This is a genomic window from Streptomyces sp. RFCAC02 (assembly GCF_004193175.1).
Lineage (GTDB): Bacteria > Actinomycetota > Actinomycetes > Streptomycetales > Streptomycetaceae > Streptomyces.
In genome coordinates this window covers 3,075,353-3,088,999 of sequence record NZ_SAUH01000001.1, presented here as the reverse complement: position 1 = coordinate 3,088,999, position 13,647 = coordinate 3,075,353, and the positions used below count along the sequence as shown (strand labels likewise).

Below are 13,647 nucleotides of genomic sequence, written 5' to 3'. Positions count from 1 at the left end.
TGAGCGCGGCGGCTGTCAGCCGTTGCCGAGGATGGTGTTGCCGTTGTTCCCGCCGTTGTCGCCGCCGCCGTCCTGGCCGCCGTCCTGACCGCCGCCGAGGTCGTACGTGCGGAGCACGATCTCGGAACCGGGCTCGACCTGCTGCGTCGAGTCCGGGGACTGCGTCATGACCATCGCCGTCGCGGTGTCGGGACCCTCGACCCTGACGGTGAAGCCCTGGGACGTCAGGGTGTCGCGCGCCGTGGAGAGCAACTGGTTCGTGACGTTCGGCGGATTGACCGTCTCCGGCTGCTCCGGGGCCTTCGCGACCGTCAGCGTGACCTGGCCGCCCGGCTGGTAGGAGTCATTGGCCTGCGGGTCCTGGGCGATGACCTGGCCCTCCGGGTAGTCGGACGTCTCCTCGTAGCGCGGGGCCGCGGTGAAGTCGTCCTGTTCGAGCCGGGTGACGGCCGCGTCGTACTGCATGCCGACGACATCGGGCACGGTGACCTCGTCCGGCTCGACGGCGACGGTCACCGTCACCTCCTCGCCGGGCTGGATCATCTCGCCAGCCTCGGGATCCTGATCCAGGACCGTGCCGGGCTCCTCGTCGTCCGTCTCCTCGGTCTCCTTGGTCGACTCCAGGCCCGCATCGGTGAGCGCTGCCTCCGCGTCCTCCCACGACATGCCGCTGAGGTCGGGGACCTCGATGTCCTCGGGACCCGCGGAGAGGAACAGGGTCACCTGCGCGCCCTTGTCCAGCTCCTCGCCCTCGGCCGGGTCGGTCCGGCAGGCGAGGCCCTCGTCCTCCTCGCACGCCACGGGCTCGCCGGTGGTGACCGCGAAGCCGCGGTCCTCCAGCGCCGCGGTGGCGTCCTCCTCGCTCTGCCCGGCGACGTCGGGCACCGTGACCTTGGCCTCGGGCGAGTCGCCGGAGAACAGGACCCGGCCGATGAAGATCGCGCCGATCAGGACCAGGACGGCCGCGATGACCAGGAGGATGGTGGAGGTGTTGCGGCGGCGCTGGCGCCGGTCGGCGCGCCCGCCGTAGTCGTCGTAGGAGTCGTACCCGTCGCCGCCGTCGGCCGGGGGCATCATCGTGGTGCCCGGGTCGGTGGCGCGCAGGGCCGTGGTGGGCCGGTCGTCGTACCCGTACGGCACGGAGCCGAGGCCCACCGCCGCACCGACCGGGCGGCCGTCGAGCGCCGCCTCGATGTCGGCCCGCATCTCGTCGGCGGACTGGTAGCGGTAGTCCGGGTCCTTGACGAGGGCCTTCAGGACGATCGCGTCGGTGTCCGGAGTGATCTCCGGGTCGAAGACGCTGGGCGGCTGCGGCTCCTCGCGCACGTGCTGGTACGCGACCGCGACCGGGGAGTCGCCGATGAACGGCGGCCGGACGGTCAGCAGCTCGTACAGCAGGCAGCCCGTCGAGTACAGGTCGGAACGCGCGTCGACCGTCTCGCCCTTGGCCTGCTCCGGGGAGAGGTACTGGGCGGTGCCGATCACGGCGGCCGTCTGCGTCATCGTCATGCCGGCGTCGCCCATCGCGCGGGCGATGCCGAAGTCCATGACCTTCACCTGGCCGGTGCGGGTCAGCATGACGTTGGCCGGCTTGATGTCGCGGTGGACGATGCCGTTGCGGTGCGAGTACTCCAGGGCCTGGAGGATGCCGATGCACATCTCCAGGGAACGCTCCGGCAGGAGCTTGCGGCCCGAGTGCAGCAGCTCGCGCAGCGTCGACCCGTCCACGTACTCCATGACGATGTACGGGATGGAGATGCCGTCGACGTAGTCCTCGCCGGTGTCGTAGACGGCGACGATGGCGGGGTGGTTCAGCGAGGCCGCGGACTGGGCCTCGCGGCGGAAGCGGGCCTGGAACGTCGGGTCACGCGCCAGGTCGACGCGGAGCGTCTTGACGGCCACGGTACGGCCGAGGCGCGTGTCATGGGCGAGGTACACCTCGGCCATGCCGCCGCGGCCGAGCACCTGGCCCAGCTCGTACCGCCCGCCGAGGCGACGCGGCTCTTCCATGTTTCCAGCCCTCTCCGTTCGGTCACGGGCGGCACCCCCTGGCCGGCCCGTGGGGCGCGGGGACCAAGCCCTGGCTTACGGTACCCGCCGGACGCCCGCCCGCCGGACGGCGGTGGGCCGCCGATACGCAACCGGTATCGCCGTCCCCCGCGGCCGGCCGCAGGGGACCGGTCCTGTGTGAGACGTACGGGGCGGGCGCGCGGTTGCCGTGCCGGGGGTGCTCATCCGCGGCCCGTCGTCCCCGGGCGGCCGGTCACTCCTGGCTCCCGAGGACGGCCTCCATCACGTCGTGCGCGATCGGGGCGGCGAGGCCGCTGCCGGAGATGGCGTCACGCTCGACACCCGCGTCCTCCACGACGACGGCGACCGCGACCGGCGACTCGTCGTCCACCATGGCGTAGGAGACGAACCAGGCGTACGGGTTCTCCGAGTTCTCCTCGCCGTGCTGCGCGGTGCCCGTCTTGCCGCCGACCGTGACGCCGTCGATGGACGCCGCGTCGTGGGACGGGCCGTCCGACACGACGCTCTCCATCGCGGACTGCATCTGCTGCGCCGTCTCCGGCGACATCGGCCGGCTGAACTCCTGCGGCTCGTGCTGCTCGATCACGTTCAGGTTCGGCGCGACGAGCTTGTCCACCATGTACGGCTCCATGAGGGTGCCGTTGTTGGCGATGGCGGCGGCGACCATGGCCATCTGGAGCGGGGTGGCCCGGTTGGACGCCTGGCCGAAGCCGGCCTGCGCGTTCTGCGGGGCGTTGTCCTCGGGGTAGACGCTCTCCTGCACCCGGATCGGGATGGTGAGGTCCTCGCCCTGGTTGTACCCGAAGGACTCGGCGGTCTCGATCATCTGCTCGTTGCCCAGCTCGTCGGAGAGCTTGGCGAACACGGTGTTGCAGGAGTCGACGAGGGCGATGCGCAGGGTGGCGTTCTCGCAGCGGTCGTTCGTGAGGTTCGTGACCTCGGACTCGGTGCCGGGGAGGTAGTACGGGTCCGGGGTGTCCGTGGGCTCGTCGACGTCGGGCAGGAGGCCGTTCTCCAGGGCGCCGGTGGCCGTGACCAGCTTGAACGTCGAGCCCGGCGGGTACGTCTGGCGCAGGGCGCGGTTCAGGGTGGGCTCGTCCGGGTCCTCGCTCAGGGCGGCGAACGCCTCGCTCGCCTCCTCCGAGTTGCCCGTGACGGTGTTCGGGTCGAAGCTCGGCGTCGAGACGAGCGCGAGGACGGCGCCGGTGCGCGGGTCGATCGCGGCGACGGCACCCTTCGCGTCGCCCAGGCCCTCGTATGCGGCGCGCTGGGCGTCGGCGTTCAGGGTCGTGACGACGTTGCCGCCGCGCGGGTCCTCGCCGGTCAGCATGTCGATCGTGTTGTTGAAGAAGAGGCGGTCGTCGTCGCCGGTGAGGAACTCGTCCTCGACGCCCTCCAGCATCGTGGCCGACCGGAAGAGCGACGTGAAGCCCGTGACCGGCGCCCACAGCTCGCCGTCCGTGTAGGTCCGCTCGTAGGTGAAGTCGTCGTCGTCCGTCTCGACGGAGCCGGTGACCGGCTCGCCGTCGACGATGATGTCGCCGCGCGGCTGGGCGTACCGCTCGATGATGGTGCGGCGGTTGTTCGCGTCGTTCTGCAGCTCGTCGGCCTGGACGAACTGGACCCAGTTCACCCGGGCGAGGAGCGCGAGGATCAGCAGGCCGCAGAAGATGGCGACCCGGCGCATTGGCTTGTTCATGCTCGGACCACCTGAGTCTCTTCCGCGTCGAGGGAGGGTGCCGGTGCGGGCGCGGGCTTGCGGGCAGTGTCACTGATGCGCAGTAGGAGCGCGATAAGCGCCCAGTTCGCGATGACGGAGGAACCGCCCTGGGCGAGGAACGGCATCGTCATGCCCGTCAGCGGGATCACACCGGTGACGCCGCCCGCCACCACGAAGATCTGGAGGGCGAAGACCGCCGTCAGACCGCCGGCGAGGAGCTTGCCGAACGGGTCGCGCGCCGCGAGGGCGGTGCGGAAGCCGCGCTCGATGAGCAGGGCGTACAGCAGGATGATCGCCATCATGCCGGCCAGGCCCAGCTCCTCGCCGACCGTGGCGAGGATGTAGTCGCTCTTGGCGCCGATGCCGCCGATCAGCCGCGAGAAGCCCTGACCGAGGCCTGAGCCGAACAGGCCGCCCGAGCCGAAGGAGTACATGACCTGCGCGCTCTCCGTCACACCGCCGTTGGACGCGAGGGCCAGCGGGTCGAGCCACTGGTCGACACGGGTCTTGACGTGGCTGTTGAAGCTCGCGACGAAGACGGCGCCGCCGACCGAGAGCAGCAGACCGAAGACGATCCAGCTCGTCCGCTCGGTGGCGATGTACAGCATGATGACGAAGACGCCGAAGAACAGCAGCGACGTACCGAGGTCCGTCTCCAGGACCAGGATCATCAGGCTGATCGCCCACACCACGAGGATCGGGCCGAGGTCGCGGCCGCGCGGCAGGTACAGGCCCATGAAGCGGCGGCTGGCCAGCGCCAGCGCGTCCCGCTTGACCATGAGGTAGCCGGAGAAGAAGACGACGATGATGATCTTGGCGAACTCGGCCGGCTGCAGTGAGCCGACGCCGGGCAGCGAGACCCAGATGCGGGCGCCGTTGACGTTCTTCCCGAGACCGGGCACCAGCGGCATGACCAGGAGCACCAGCGCCACGACCATGGAGATGTACGTGTAGCGCTGGAGGATGCGGTGGTCCTTCAGGAACAGCAGCACCAGGATGAACAGCGCCACGCCCACCGTCGACCACAGGAGCTGGTTCGGGGCCATGGGGCCGCCGAGGGAGTCCGTCGTGATCGTCGGCTCCTGGTCGAGGCGCCAGATCAGCACGAGGCCCATGCCGTTCAGCAGGACCGCGACCGGCAGCAGGAGCGGGTCGGCGTACGGCGCCCAGCGGCGGACCACCAGGTGCATCACGCCGGCCAGCAGGCCGAGCCCGAGCCCGTAGCCCGCCATGCCGGCCGGGAGGCTCTCGTCCTTGGCGAGGCCGACGTTCGCGTACGCCAGGACCGGAAGGAGCACGGCGAACACGAGCATGGCCAGCTCGGTGTTCCGGCGGCTCGGGAGCCCGCCGGTGGAGACGGTGGTGTTGCTGGTGCTGCTCATGACCTGGTCTCTGGGTCGGCTGCTCGGGGACGGGACGCTACGCCGGGGCGCACTCGCTGGCCAGCTCCTGCTGGCGCTCGGTCATCGACGGCACGGCCGGCTTCTCGGAACTCTTGCCGTCGTCGGCCCCCTGGTCCAGGGCCTCATCCTGCTCGGCCTTGAGGCGGCACGCCTCGGCCTGCTCGGCCAGCTCGGCGATGGCGGCCTCGGCGTCGGAGCGGCCACCGGGCGAGATGCTGCCCTCCAGCTCCTCGCGCTGGTACGGCGGGAGGTCGTCGAGGGTGATCTCGGGGTGGTCCTTCTCGACGCTGCTGAGGCTCAGGGGGCCGAGTTCCTGGCTGATGCCCCGGTACAGCGCGACGTGATCGCCGTTGACCGCGACGTAGTACTGGGTCTGCGTCCAGCGGTACCCGGCGTACGCGCCGCCGCCGACCACGGCGAGGGCGAGGACGATCAGCGCGGCGCGCTTCAGCCCGCGGTGGCGGCCCTTCGGGCGCCGGGGGACGTACTCCTCGTCCGTGAACGCGCCGAACACGCCGGTCGGCGGGTCCTGCCCGGGGGCGGGCTGCGCGCCCTGCGGCCGCGCCAGTTCGGCGGCGCGGGCGGCGGGGGTGCGCGGCGTCTCCTGCGCGCGCTGCGCCTGCGCCTCGGCGACAGCGCCCACGATCTGCGGGGCGTCGTTGAGCTGGCGGGCGAGCGTGTCGCCGACCTGGGTGTCGGTGTCCAGGACGTCGGCGACGATGCACGTCACGTTGTCCGGGCCGCCGCCGCGCAGGGCCAGCTCGATCAGCTCGCGGACCGTGTCCTGCGGCGGGTGGTAGGTGCCGAGGGTGTCCCGCATCGTCTCGGCGCTCACGACGCCGGACAGGCCGTCGGAGCACAGCAGGTAGCGGTCCCCGGCGCGCACCTCGCGGATCGACAGGTCCGCCTCGATGTGGTCCTGGCTGCCGAGCGCGCGCATCAGCAGCGAGCGCTGCGGATGCGTGGTGGCCTCCTCCTCGGTGATGCGGCCCTCGTCGACGAGGCGCTGCACCCAGGTGTGGTCCTGGGTGATCTGCGTCAGCTCGCCGTCGCGCAGCAGGTACGCGCGGGAGTCGCCGACGTGGACGACGCCGAGGCGCTGGCCCGTCCACAGGAGGGCGGTGAGCGTCGTGCCCATGCCGTCGAGGCGCGGGTCGTCGGCGACCATGGAGCGCAGCAGCCCGTTCGCGCGCTGCACGGACTCGTCGAGCGAGGTGAGGATGTCGGAGCCGGGGATGTCGTCGTCGAGCTGGACGAGGGTGGAGATGACCTCGCTGCTCGCCACCTCGCCGGCCGCCTGCCCGCCCATGCCGTCGGCGATGGCCAGCAGGCGCGGCCCCGCGTAACCGGAGTCCTCGTTGTGCTCGCGGATCATCCCCGTGTGGGACCCGGCCGCGAATCTCAGTGACAGGCTCATGCGCGCCTTTCCCACCCTCCGGTCGTCATGGGATCGGGCCTACTTCCGCAGTTCGAGGACGGTCTTGCCGATACGGATCGGCGCGCCGGTCGGGATGGGGACCGGTGTGGTGAGCCGGCCGCGGTCCAGATACGTCCCGTTGGTCGAGCCGAGGTCCTCGACGATCCACTGGCCGTCCCGGTCGGGGTAGATCCGGGCGTGCCGTCCGGAGGCGTAGTCGTCGTCCAGCACGATGGTCGAATCGTGTGCCCGGCCGAGCGTAATGGTCTGCCCCTGGAGCGCGACAGTGGTTCCGGCGAGGGAACCCTCGGTGATCACGAGCTTCGTCGGGGCGCCCCGGCGCTGCCTGCCCCTCGGCTGCGGCTGTGGCTGCGGCTGCGGCGCGGGCCGGCCGCGGTCGGCGCGGCGCGGGGACGCGCCCTGGGGCTCGGGGCGGCGGGCGGTCGCCCGCTGCGTGACCCGGGTGCCGAACAGGTCGCTGCGGATGACCTGCACGGCGACGATCACGAACAGCCACAGGACGGCCAGGAATCCCAGCCTCATGACCGTCAGGGTCAGCTCTGACATTGCCCCCCGCTTACCCTTCGGCTTGCCGGTAGATGACTGTGGTGCTGCCCACGACGATCCGTGAGCCGTCGCGGAGCGTAGCGCGTGTGGTGTGGCGGCCGTCCACCACGATCCCGTTCGTGGACCCGAGGTCGCGCACCGACGGGGGATCCGTGGCCTGGATCTCGCAGTGGCGGCGGGAGACACCGGGGTCGTCGATCCGCACATCGGCCTCGGTGCTGCGGCCGATCACGAGGGTCGGCCTGGCGAACTGGTGGCGCGCGCCGTTGATCTCGATCCAGCGCCTGGTCCTGCCCCTGGCCGGAGCGGCGGGCGGCACCGGGGCGGCGTTCGCGCGGGGCGGGGCCGGCGGGCGCGGGGGCGCGCCGGGCGGCACCGCGCCGGGCCGGGGGGGCATGCCCGCGGGCGCGGGGGCCGGGTCGGCGTAGGCCGGGGGGACGGCGCGGCTGTCGTAGCCGGGGCCGGAGGAGGCCGCCAGGGTGCGGCTGCGGACGCGGTAGAGGCCGGTGTCGAGGGACTCGGCCTTCTCCAGGTGGACGGTGATCTCGCCCATGAACGTGTACCGCTGCTGCTTGGCGTACTCACGGACCATGCCCGCCAGCTCCTCGCCGAGCTGGACGGCGTAGGGCGCGAGGCGCTGGTAGTCCCCGGCGCTGAGCTCGACGATGAAGTCGTTCGGGACGACGGTGCGCTCGCGGTTCCAGATGGTCGCGTTGTTGTCGCACTCGCGCTGGAGCGCGCCGGCGATCTCGACCGGCTGCACCTCGGACTTGAAGACCTTCGCGAAGGTGCCGTTGACGAGGCCCTCCAGACGCTGCTCGAAGCGCTTCAGTACTCCCATGTGTGCACCTCCTCCTCGCATGTCCCGGGTGCGCGCCTGAAGTGGTAGGGATTGCTGATCGTATCCACGCGCACGGATGATCAGGTGGTTCCCCGGAACGCAACGCTCCACCCCGGATCGTAGGGGGGAGCTTGGAACAGTGTCGCGCATGCCGGGAGGTAATGCGGAGGGGATGCCCGGTCCGGGAGCCGGGGTGCGCGGGGAACGGGGATGAGACCGGGGTCCGGGGCGTGTTAGCCTTCTGGATGTCGGCGCCCGGGCCGGTCCCGCGAGGGATCGGGGGCTGGGAGCCGGTGGTGCGAGCGCGGGTGGCGGAATAGGCAGACGCGCTGGATTCAGGTTCCAGTGCCCGAAAGGGCGTGGGGGTTCAACTCCCCCCTCGCGCACCACGATCAGGACCCCCGTTCCGGGTACGGAGCGGGGGTCCTTCGTCGTGTGCGCGGGGTGCCGGCCGGGCTGCCGCGGTGTGAGGCGTTTCACGTCAGGCAGTTGATATGTAAATCCCAGAATGACCTTGTGTGTCTGGCGCCGCGCGTTTTACGTGATTTCGCTTTTGTTGTCTGTCATGGTTTTCACCGCTTGCCGATCACGGGTTGGAAGTGGGGCCATGAGACATTTCGCGCCGATTTCTCTGCTCTCCCTGGTGCTTCTCGCGCTGTTGCCGCTGGCTCCGGCCGGCACCAGCGCCGCGGCGGACACCGTGCCCGCCCCGCCCCTCGCCGAGCGGTATCGCGCGGTGCTGCACGGAGGGTTCGCGCGTGCCGCCAACACCGTGATGACCTGCGGCGACGTCATGGTGGACGACGCCGTCCCGTGCGCGGACGCGCAGGCCGGGCAGGCAGCGGCGAGCGGCCAGTACGCCATGACGTACGTCGACACCGACGACGACCCGAACACCTACGATTCCAGCGCCGCCGAACTACGGCTCCCCGCCGGTGCGCGGGTCGACTACGCGCGGATCTACTGGAGCGCGAACATCAGCGTCGGCGAGGAGAAGGCGCCCGCCGACAACCCGAGAATCCTGCTCGCCGAACCCGGTGGCCGATACCGCGAGATCCTCGCCGACGACACCGCCGGCGACGTCACGGCCGAGGACGGCTCCCTCTACACCGCGTCCGCCGACATCACCGAACTGGTGCGGTACGCGGGCGGACGCGGCCCCTGGACCGTCGGGCAGGTCAACGCCGCCGCGGGCAACTCCCCCGCCGGCGGCTGGGGCGGCTGGACGATCGTCGCCGCCTTCGAGCACCCGGACGAACCGCTGCGGGAACTCGTCCTGTGGGACGGCCTCGCGACCGCGGGCCGCGGCAGCCCCGTCGAACTGACCGCGACCGGACTCGACGTGCCGGCCGGCGCGGAAGGGCGGCTCGGCCTCGTCGCGGGCGGCGGCGAGCGCGTGCCCGACGGCGCGGACGGCGGCGACCGGGTCACGGTGAGCGCCCCCGGCGCACCCCCGACCGTCCTGCACGACGCGGCCAACCCGGGCACCGACGTCCTCAACGGAACGGTCGCCGACCTCGGCCGCGCCACGGCCGGCCGCGACCCGGCCCACGCCCACACGCTCGGCTACGACTCGGACGTGCTCGACCTGACCGGGGCGCTGGAGCCGGGCGCCGACCGGCTGTCCGTGGCGTTCGGCGGCGGCCGGGACGCCTACCACCTGAGCGCGGTCTTCCTCCAGACCGCCGCGCGGCAGTGAGCGGGGGCGGGCGGCCGTGTCCACCGATCCCCGGACGGCCGGGGCGCCCCGCGCGCTGACCGTCGCCCACCTCGTCCAGCCCGTGGACGGCGGCGTCGCCCGGGCCGTCGCCGACCTGGTGCGCGCCCAGACCGGGGCGGGCACGCGCGCCGTCGTCCTGTGCCCGCCGGGCGGGCGGCTCGCGCGGGACGTCCGGGCGGCGGGCGCCGGGGTGCGCCTGTGGCTCGCAGGCCGCGGGCCGGGCGCTGACCTGCCGTGGGAGGTGCTGTGCGCCGCCCGCCTGCTCGGGCGGCTGCGGCCCGACGTCGTCCACCTCCACAGCGCCGAGGCGGGCCTCGCGGGGCGGCTCGCGCTGCGCGGCCGGGTGCCCACCGTGCTCCAGCCGCACGCGTGGTCGTTCCAGGCCCTCACCGGACCGGCCGCCGCGGCGGCGCGGCGCTGGGAGCGGTACGCGGCGCGCTGGACCGGCCGGTTCCTGTGCGTCAGCGAGGCGGAGCGCGCGGAGGGCGAGCGGGCGGGCGTCCGCGGCCGGTACGCGGTCGTGCCGAACGGCGTCGACCCCGCGCGGCATCCCGTCGCCGGGAGCGTGGACCGGCGGCAGGCGCGGGCCGCGCTGGCCATGGTGCACGGGCTGCCGCAGCGCGCGCCCCTCGTCGTGTGCGTGGGGCGGCTCACCCGGCAGAAGGGGCAGGACGTGCTGCTGCGGGCCTGGCCGCGGGTCGCCGCCCGCGTGCCGGGCGCGCGGCTCGCCCTCGTGGGCGAGGGTCCCGAAGGTGCCGCGCTGCGCCGCGCCGCGGGTCCCGGGGTCCTGCTCGCCGGGCACAGCGACGACACGCGCCCCTGGTACGCGGCGGCGGACGTGGTCGTGCAGCCGTCCCGCTGGGAGGGGATGGCCCTGGCGCCGCTCGAAGCGATGGCGGCCGGGCGGCCCGTCGTGCTGACGGACGTCGGCGGGGCGCGGGAGAGCCTGCCGGACGGGCACGCGCCGCACTGCCTGGTGCCGCCGGAGTCGCCGGACGCGCTCGGGGACGCGCTGGTCGCGCTGCTCGCGGACGCCGGGCTGCGCCGTCGCCTGGGGGAGCGGGCCGCCGGGCATGTGCGCGAGGCGCACGACGTGCGGCGCGCGGCGGACGCGTGCGCCCGTGTCTATCGCGAGCTGACGTCCGTGGTGGCGCCGCGGGTGCCCGACGACGGGGAACGCGCGCGGCGATGACGATCGAGGGAACGGCCGGGCGCGCCGGCACGACGGGGCGCCCGGGGACGCGCGGACCGGCGGTCGTCCCACCGCGCGGGCCGCTGAGCGCGCCGATGGCGCCGCGGATCCGCCCCGGGGGCGGCCGGCTGCGGGACGCGGCCCACGGGCCGCTCCTGGCCGACGTCCTGGCCGTCGCCGTCACGGCCGCCGTGTGGACGGGCGCGCAGACGCACCGCCTGCAGGCCGCCGTCGCTGCGGCAGCCGTACTGATGCTGCTGAACGCCACGCGCGGTCTGTACCGGCCGGCCCCGACGGACGGCGCCCTGGACGAACTCCCCATGCTGTCCGCCCACTCCGCCGTCGCCTGGTGCGTCGCCGATGCGGTGCTCGACGCGGCAGGATCGTTCCTTCACCTGCTGGCGGCCGTCATCGGACAGGCGCTGACCGCGTGCGCGCTCCGCGCCGTGGCGCACGCCGTGCGGCGCGGCGCCGCACGCAGCAGGCCGCGCTCCACGCTCGTCATCGGGACCGGCCCGCTCGCGCAGCGCCTCGCGGCGGGACTCGCGCGGCACCCGGAGTACGGCATGCGGCCGGTCGGACTCGTCGGCCGCGCGCCGAGGCGGTCGCACGGGGCGGCGCCGCTGCCCGTGCTGTGCGCTCCGGGCGACATCGAGCGGGCCGTCGTCCAGAACACCGTGCGCGACGCTGTCTTCACGGTCCCGCCGCGCCCCGAGCTGCTGCGGCTCCTCCACGGGCGCGGATGCACCGCGTGGCACGTCTGCGGCGAAGCCGGCGCGCGGTCCGCGGGGAACCTGCTCGGTCACCCGTGCCGGCGGGTCGAGCCGCCCCGGACACCGGGCGCGCGACGGCCGGTGAAGCGCGGGCTCGACATCGCCGTGGCGGCGGTCGCGCTCGTCGCCGCCGCGCCGCTGCTGCTCGCCTGCGCGCTGGCCGTCCGGGTCTCGGACGGCCCCGGCGTGCTGTTCCGGCAGGTGCGCGTCGGGGAGGGTGGACGCCGGTTCGTGCTGCTGAAGTTCCGCACGCTGCGGCCGGCCGACGACCGGGAGGCGGCGACCCGGTGGTCCATCGAGGGCGACCCGCGCGTCTCCGCCGTGGGCCGCCTCCTGCGGCGCAGCTCCCTCGACGAACTGCCGCAGCTGTGGAACGTCCTGCGCGGCGACATGAGCCTCGTCGGACCGCGCCCCGAGCGTCCGTACTTCGTCGAGCGCTTCAGCCGCGCCCATCCCGGCTACGCGGACCGGCACCGCATGCCGGCCGGGCTGACCGGGCTGGCGCAGATCAGCGGGCTGCGGGGGGCCGCGGCGTCGATCGAGGAGCGCGTCCGTTTCGACAACCTGTACATCGACACCTGGTCGCTGTGGCAGGACGTGCTGATCATGCTGCGCACGACGGCCGTGTGCCTCCGGTTCGGAGGCGGGCGATGACGGCCCTCCTGGCGCCCGTCGCGGCCCGGACGGTCGCGCACCGGCGGATCGTCCCGCTGCTGGCGACCGTGCTGCTGCTCGCGCTGCCGGCCGACCGTTGGGGCCTCGGCGCGGGGCGTGCCGGGCCGGCGGACCTGGCGTCGGTCGTGCTGGTCGGCGTGTGCGGGGCGGTGCTGCTGCGGGGGGAGCGGCCCGCACTGGGGCGTGCCGCGGTGGCCGTCCTCGGGGCGCCCGCCGTGGTGTTCGCCCTGGTGACGATCGCCGCGCGCGACCCGGAGGCCGCGCTGCCCGGGGCGCTGCGGCTGCTGCAGACCTTCGTGCTCGTACCGCTCGCGGTCGTCGTCCTCGTGCGGGACGCCCGGGACGTACGGCTCGTGGCGGGCGCCCTGGTGGTGCTCGCGCTGGTGCAGGGCGCGGTGGGGACGTGGCAGTACGCGTCGGGCAGCGGGGCGTCGTACATGGGGCGGACCGTGCGGGCGGTCGGTACGTACGGTCCGCAGCACGTGATGACCATGGCGACGGTCGTCGGCTTCGGGATCGTCGCCGCCCTCGCGTGCGCGCTGGCCCCGCCGCCGCGGGCGCCGCGCTGGTGGCGGCCGGCGGCCCTCGGGTGCGCCGTGCTGCTCGGCGTGCCCCTGGCCGTCTCGTTCAGCCGCGGCGCGTGGCTCGCCACGGCGGTCGCGGTCCTGGCGGTCGCGGTGCCGGCGGCGCTGCTCGGCGGGCGGCGGGCGCGGCGGGTGCTGCTCGCGCTGCTCGCGGCCTGCGCCCTGCTCGGCGGGGGCGCCGCGTTCGCCTCGGGCATGGTCGGGGAACGGCTCGGCAGCATCGGCGAGGTGACGGGGACACCGGACCAGTCGGTCGTCGACCGGTACGCGATGTGGGACGCGGCGCTCGGGATGTGGGCGACCGACCCGTGGACGGGCGTCGGGCCGAAGGGGTTCGCCGCGCTGCGGGACGGGCACGCCTCCATCGCCCTGTCGGGCGGCAGCGACACGGGCGGCGCGGGGCACGGCTTCGTACGGCAGGAACTGCTGTCGCCGCACAACATGTACCTCATGGTCCTCGCCGAGCAGGGCCTGTTGGGCGCCACGGTCCTCGTCGGCGGGTGGGCGGCGCTCGTGGCGCTGGGCGCGGCCGCGCTGCGGCGGCGCCGGGCGGACGCGGCGGGGCTGCTGGCCGCCGGGCTGCTGGCCTGGCAACTGGTGGCGTTCCTGTACGGGGACATCGGCGGGCCGACGACGGTGCTGACGGGCATCGCGTTCGGGCTCGCGGCGCGGTGGGTGGTGCCCGCGCCGGCCGGCGACGGCGCGGGGGGTGCGCGGCCGTGAG

Annotated in this window: 10 protein-coding genes and 1 tRNA gene; 5 read left to right on the top strand and 6 right to left on the bottom strand. The window is 73.8% G+C overall.

Features of this window, described 5'->3' with window-relative positions; all coding sequences use genetic code 11:
- Positions 1-15: 15 nt before the first annotated feature.
- The 6 genes from pknB to EMA09_RS14365 form a co-directional block, all read right to left on the bottom strand.
- Complete coding sequence (gene pknB, locus EMA09_RS14390; RefSeq protein ID WP_129841436.1) at positions 16-2,010, bottom strand: Stk1 family PASTA domain-containing Ser/Thr kinase; 1,995 nt, start codon at positions 2,008-2,010, stop codon at positions 16-18.
- A gap of 253 nt (positions 2,011-2,263) precedes the next feature.
- Positions 2,264-3,730, bottom strand: coding sequence for a penicillin-binding protein 2 (locus EMA09_RS14385; protein WP_129841435.1), 1,467 nt, complete (start codon positions 3,728-3,730; stop codon positions 2,264-2,266).
- A complete protein-coding gene (locus EMA09_RS14380; protein ID WP_129841434.1) occupies positions 3,727-5,133 on the bottom strand; it encodes an FtsW/RodA/SpoVE family cell cycle protein in 1,407 nt (468 codons plus the stop codon). The genes EMA09_RS14385 and EMA09_RS14380 overlap by 4 nt, the downstream gene beginning before the upstream one ends.
- A gap of 37 nt (positions 5,134-5,170) precedes the next feature.
- Positions 5,171-6,571 (bottom strand): PP2C family serine/threonine-protein phosphatase, encoded by a 1,401-nt coding sequence (locus EMA09_RS14375; protein ID WP_129841433.1) that lies wholly within the window; start codon positions 6,569-6,571, stop codon positions 5,171-5,173.
- Positions 6,572-6,610: 39 nt separating this feature from the next.
- Entirely contained in the window at positions 6,611-7,138 is a 528-nt protein-coding gene (locus EMA09_RS14370; RefSeq protein WP_129841432.1) for an FHA domain-containing protein, read from the bottom strand.
- A 10-nt stretch (positions 7,139-7,148) separates the two neighbouring features.
- Entirely contained in the window at positions 7,149-7,979 is an 831-nt protein-coding gene (locus EMA09_RS14365; RefSeq protein ID WP_129841431.1) for a DUF3662 and FHA domain-containing protein, read from the bottom strand.
- A gap of 302 nt (positions 7,980-8,281) precedes the next feature.
- Here EMA09_RS14365 and EMA09_RS14360 point away from each other — a divergent pair.
- The 5 genes from EMA09_RS14360 to EMA09_RS14340 all read left to right on the top strand — a co-directional run bounded on the left by EMA09_RS14360 (position 8,282) and on the right by EMA09_RS14340 (position 13,646).
- Positions 8,282-8,368: transfer RNA gene (locus EMA09_RS14360), tRNA-Leu, on the top strand.
- A gap of 218 nt (positions 8,369-8,586) precedes the next feature.
- On the top strand, positions 8,587-9,678 hold the full coding sequence (locus tag EMA09_RS14355) for a DUF3344 domain-containing protein (RefSeq protein ID WP_240796395.1): 1,092 nt from the start codon (positions 8,587-8,589) through the stop codon (positions 9,676-9,678).
- A 16-nt stretch (positions 9,679-9,694) separates the two neighbouring features.
- Complete coding sequence (locus EMA09_RS14350; protein WP_129841430.1) at positions 9,695-10,891, top strand: glycosyltransferase family 4 protein; 1,197 nt, start codon at positions 9,695-9,697, stop codon at positions 10,889-10,891.
- Positions 10,888-12,318 carry an exopolysaccharide biosynthesis polyprenyl glycosylphosphotransferase gene (locus EMA09_RS14345; RefSeq protein ID WP_129841429.1) on the top strand — a complete coding sequence of 477 codons (1,431 nt, stop codon included), beginning with the start codon at positions 10,888-10,890 and terminating at the stop codon, positions 12,316-12,318. Before EMA09_RS14350 ends, EMA09_RS14345 begins: the two co-directional genes overlap by 4 nt.
- Positions 12,315-13,646, top strand: coding sequence for an O-antigen ligase family protein (locus EMA09_RS14340; RefSeq protein WP_129841428.1), 1,332 nt, complete (start codon positions 12,315-12,317; stop codon positions 13,644-13,646). Before EMA09_RS14345 ends, EMA09_RS14340 begins: the two co-directional genes overlap by 4 nt.
- Position 13,647 lies beyond the last annotated feature (1 nt).

Coding starts and splice junctions, on each gene's coding strand:
- pknB (WP_129841436.1), bottom strand. CDS start 2,010: ATGGAAGAGCCGCGTCGCCTCGGCGGGCGGTACGAGCTGGGCCAGGTG.
- EMA09_RS14385 (WP_129841435.1), bottom strand. CDS start 3,730: ATGAACAAGCCAATGCGCCGGGTCGCCATCTTCTGCGGCCTGCTGATC.
- EMA09_RS14380 (WP_129841434.1), bottom strand. CDS start 5,133: ATGAGCAGCACCAGCAACACCACCGTCTCCACCGGCGGGCTCCCGAGC.
- EMA09_RS14375 (WP_129841433.1), bottom strand. CDS start 6,571: ATGAGCCTGTCACTGAGATTCGCGGCCGGGTCCCACACGGGGATGATC.
- EMA09_RS14370 (WP_129841432.1), bottom strand. CDS start 7,138: ATGTCAGAGCTGACCCTGACGGTCATGAGGCTGGGATTCCTGGCCGTC.
- EMA09_RS14365 (WP_129841431.1), bottom strand. CDS start 7,979: ATGGGAGTACTGAAGCGCTTCGAGCAGCGTCTGGAGGGCCTCGTCAAC.
- EMA09_RS14355 (WP_240796395.1), top strand. CDS start 8,587: ATGAGACATTTCGCGCCGATTTCTCTGCTCTCCCTGGTGCTTCTCGCG.
- EMA09_RS14345 (WP_129841429.1), top strand. CDS start 10,888: ATGACGATCGAGGGAACGGCCGGGCGCGCCGGCACGACGGGGCGCCCG.
- EMA09_RS14340 (WP_129841428.1), top strand. CDS start 12,315: ATGACGGCCCTCCTGGCGCCCGTCGCGGCCCGGACGGTCGCGCACCGG.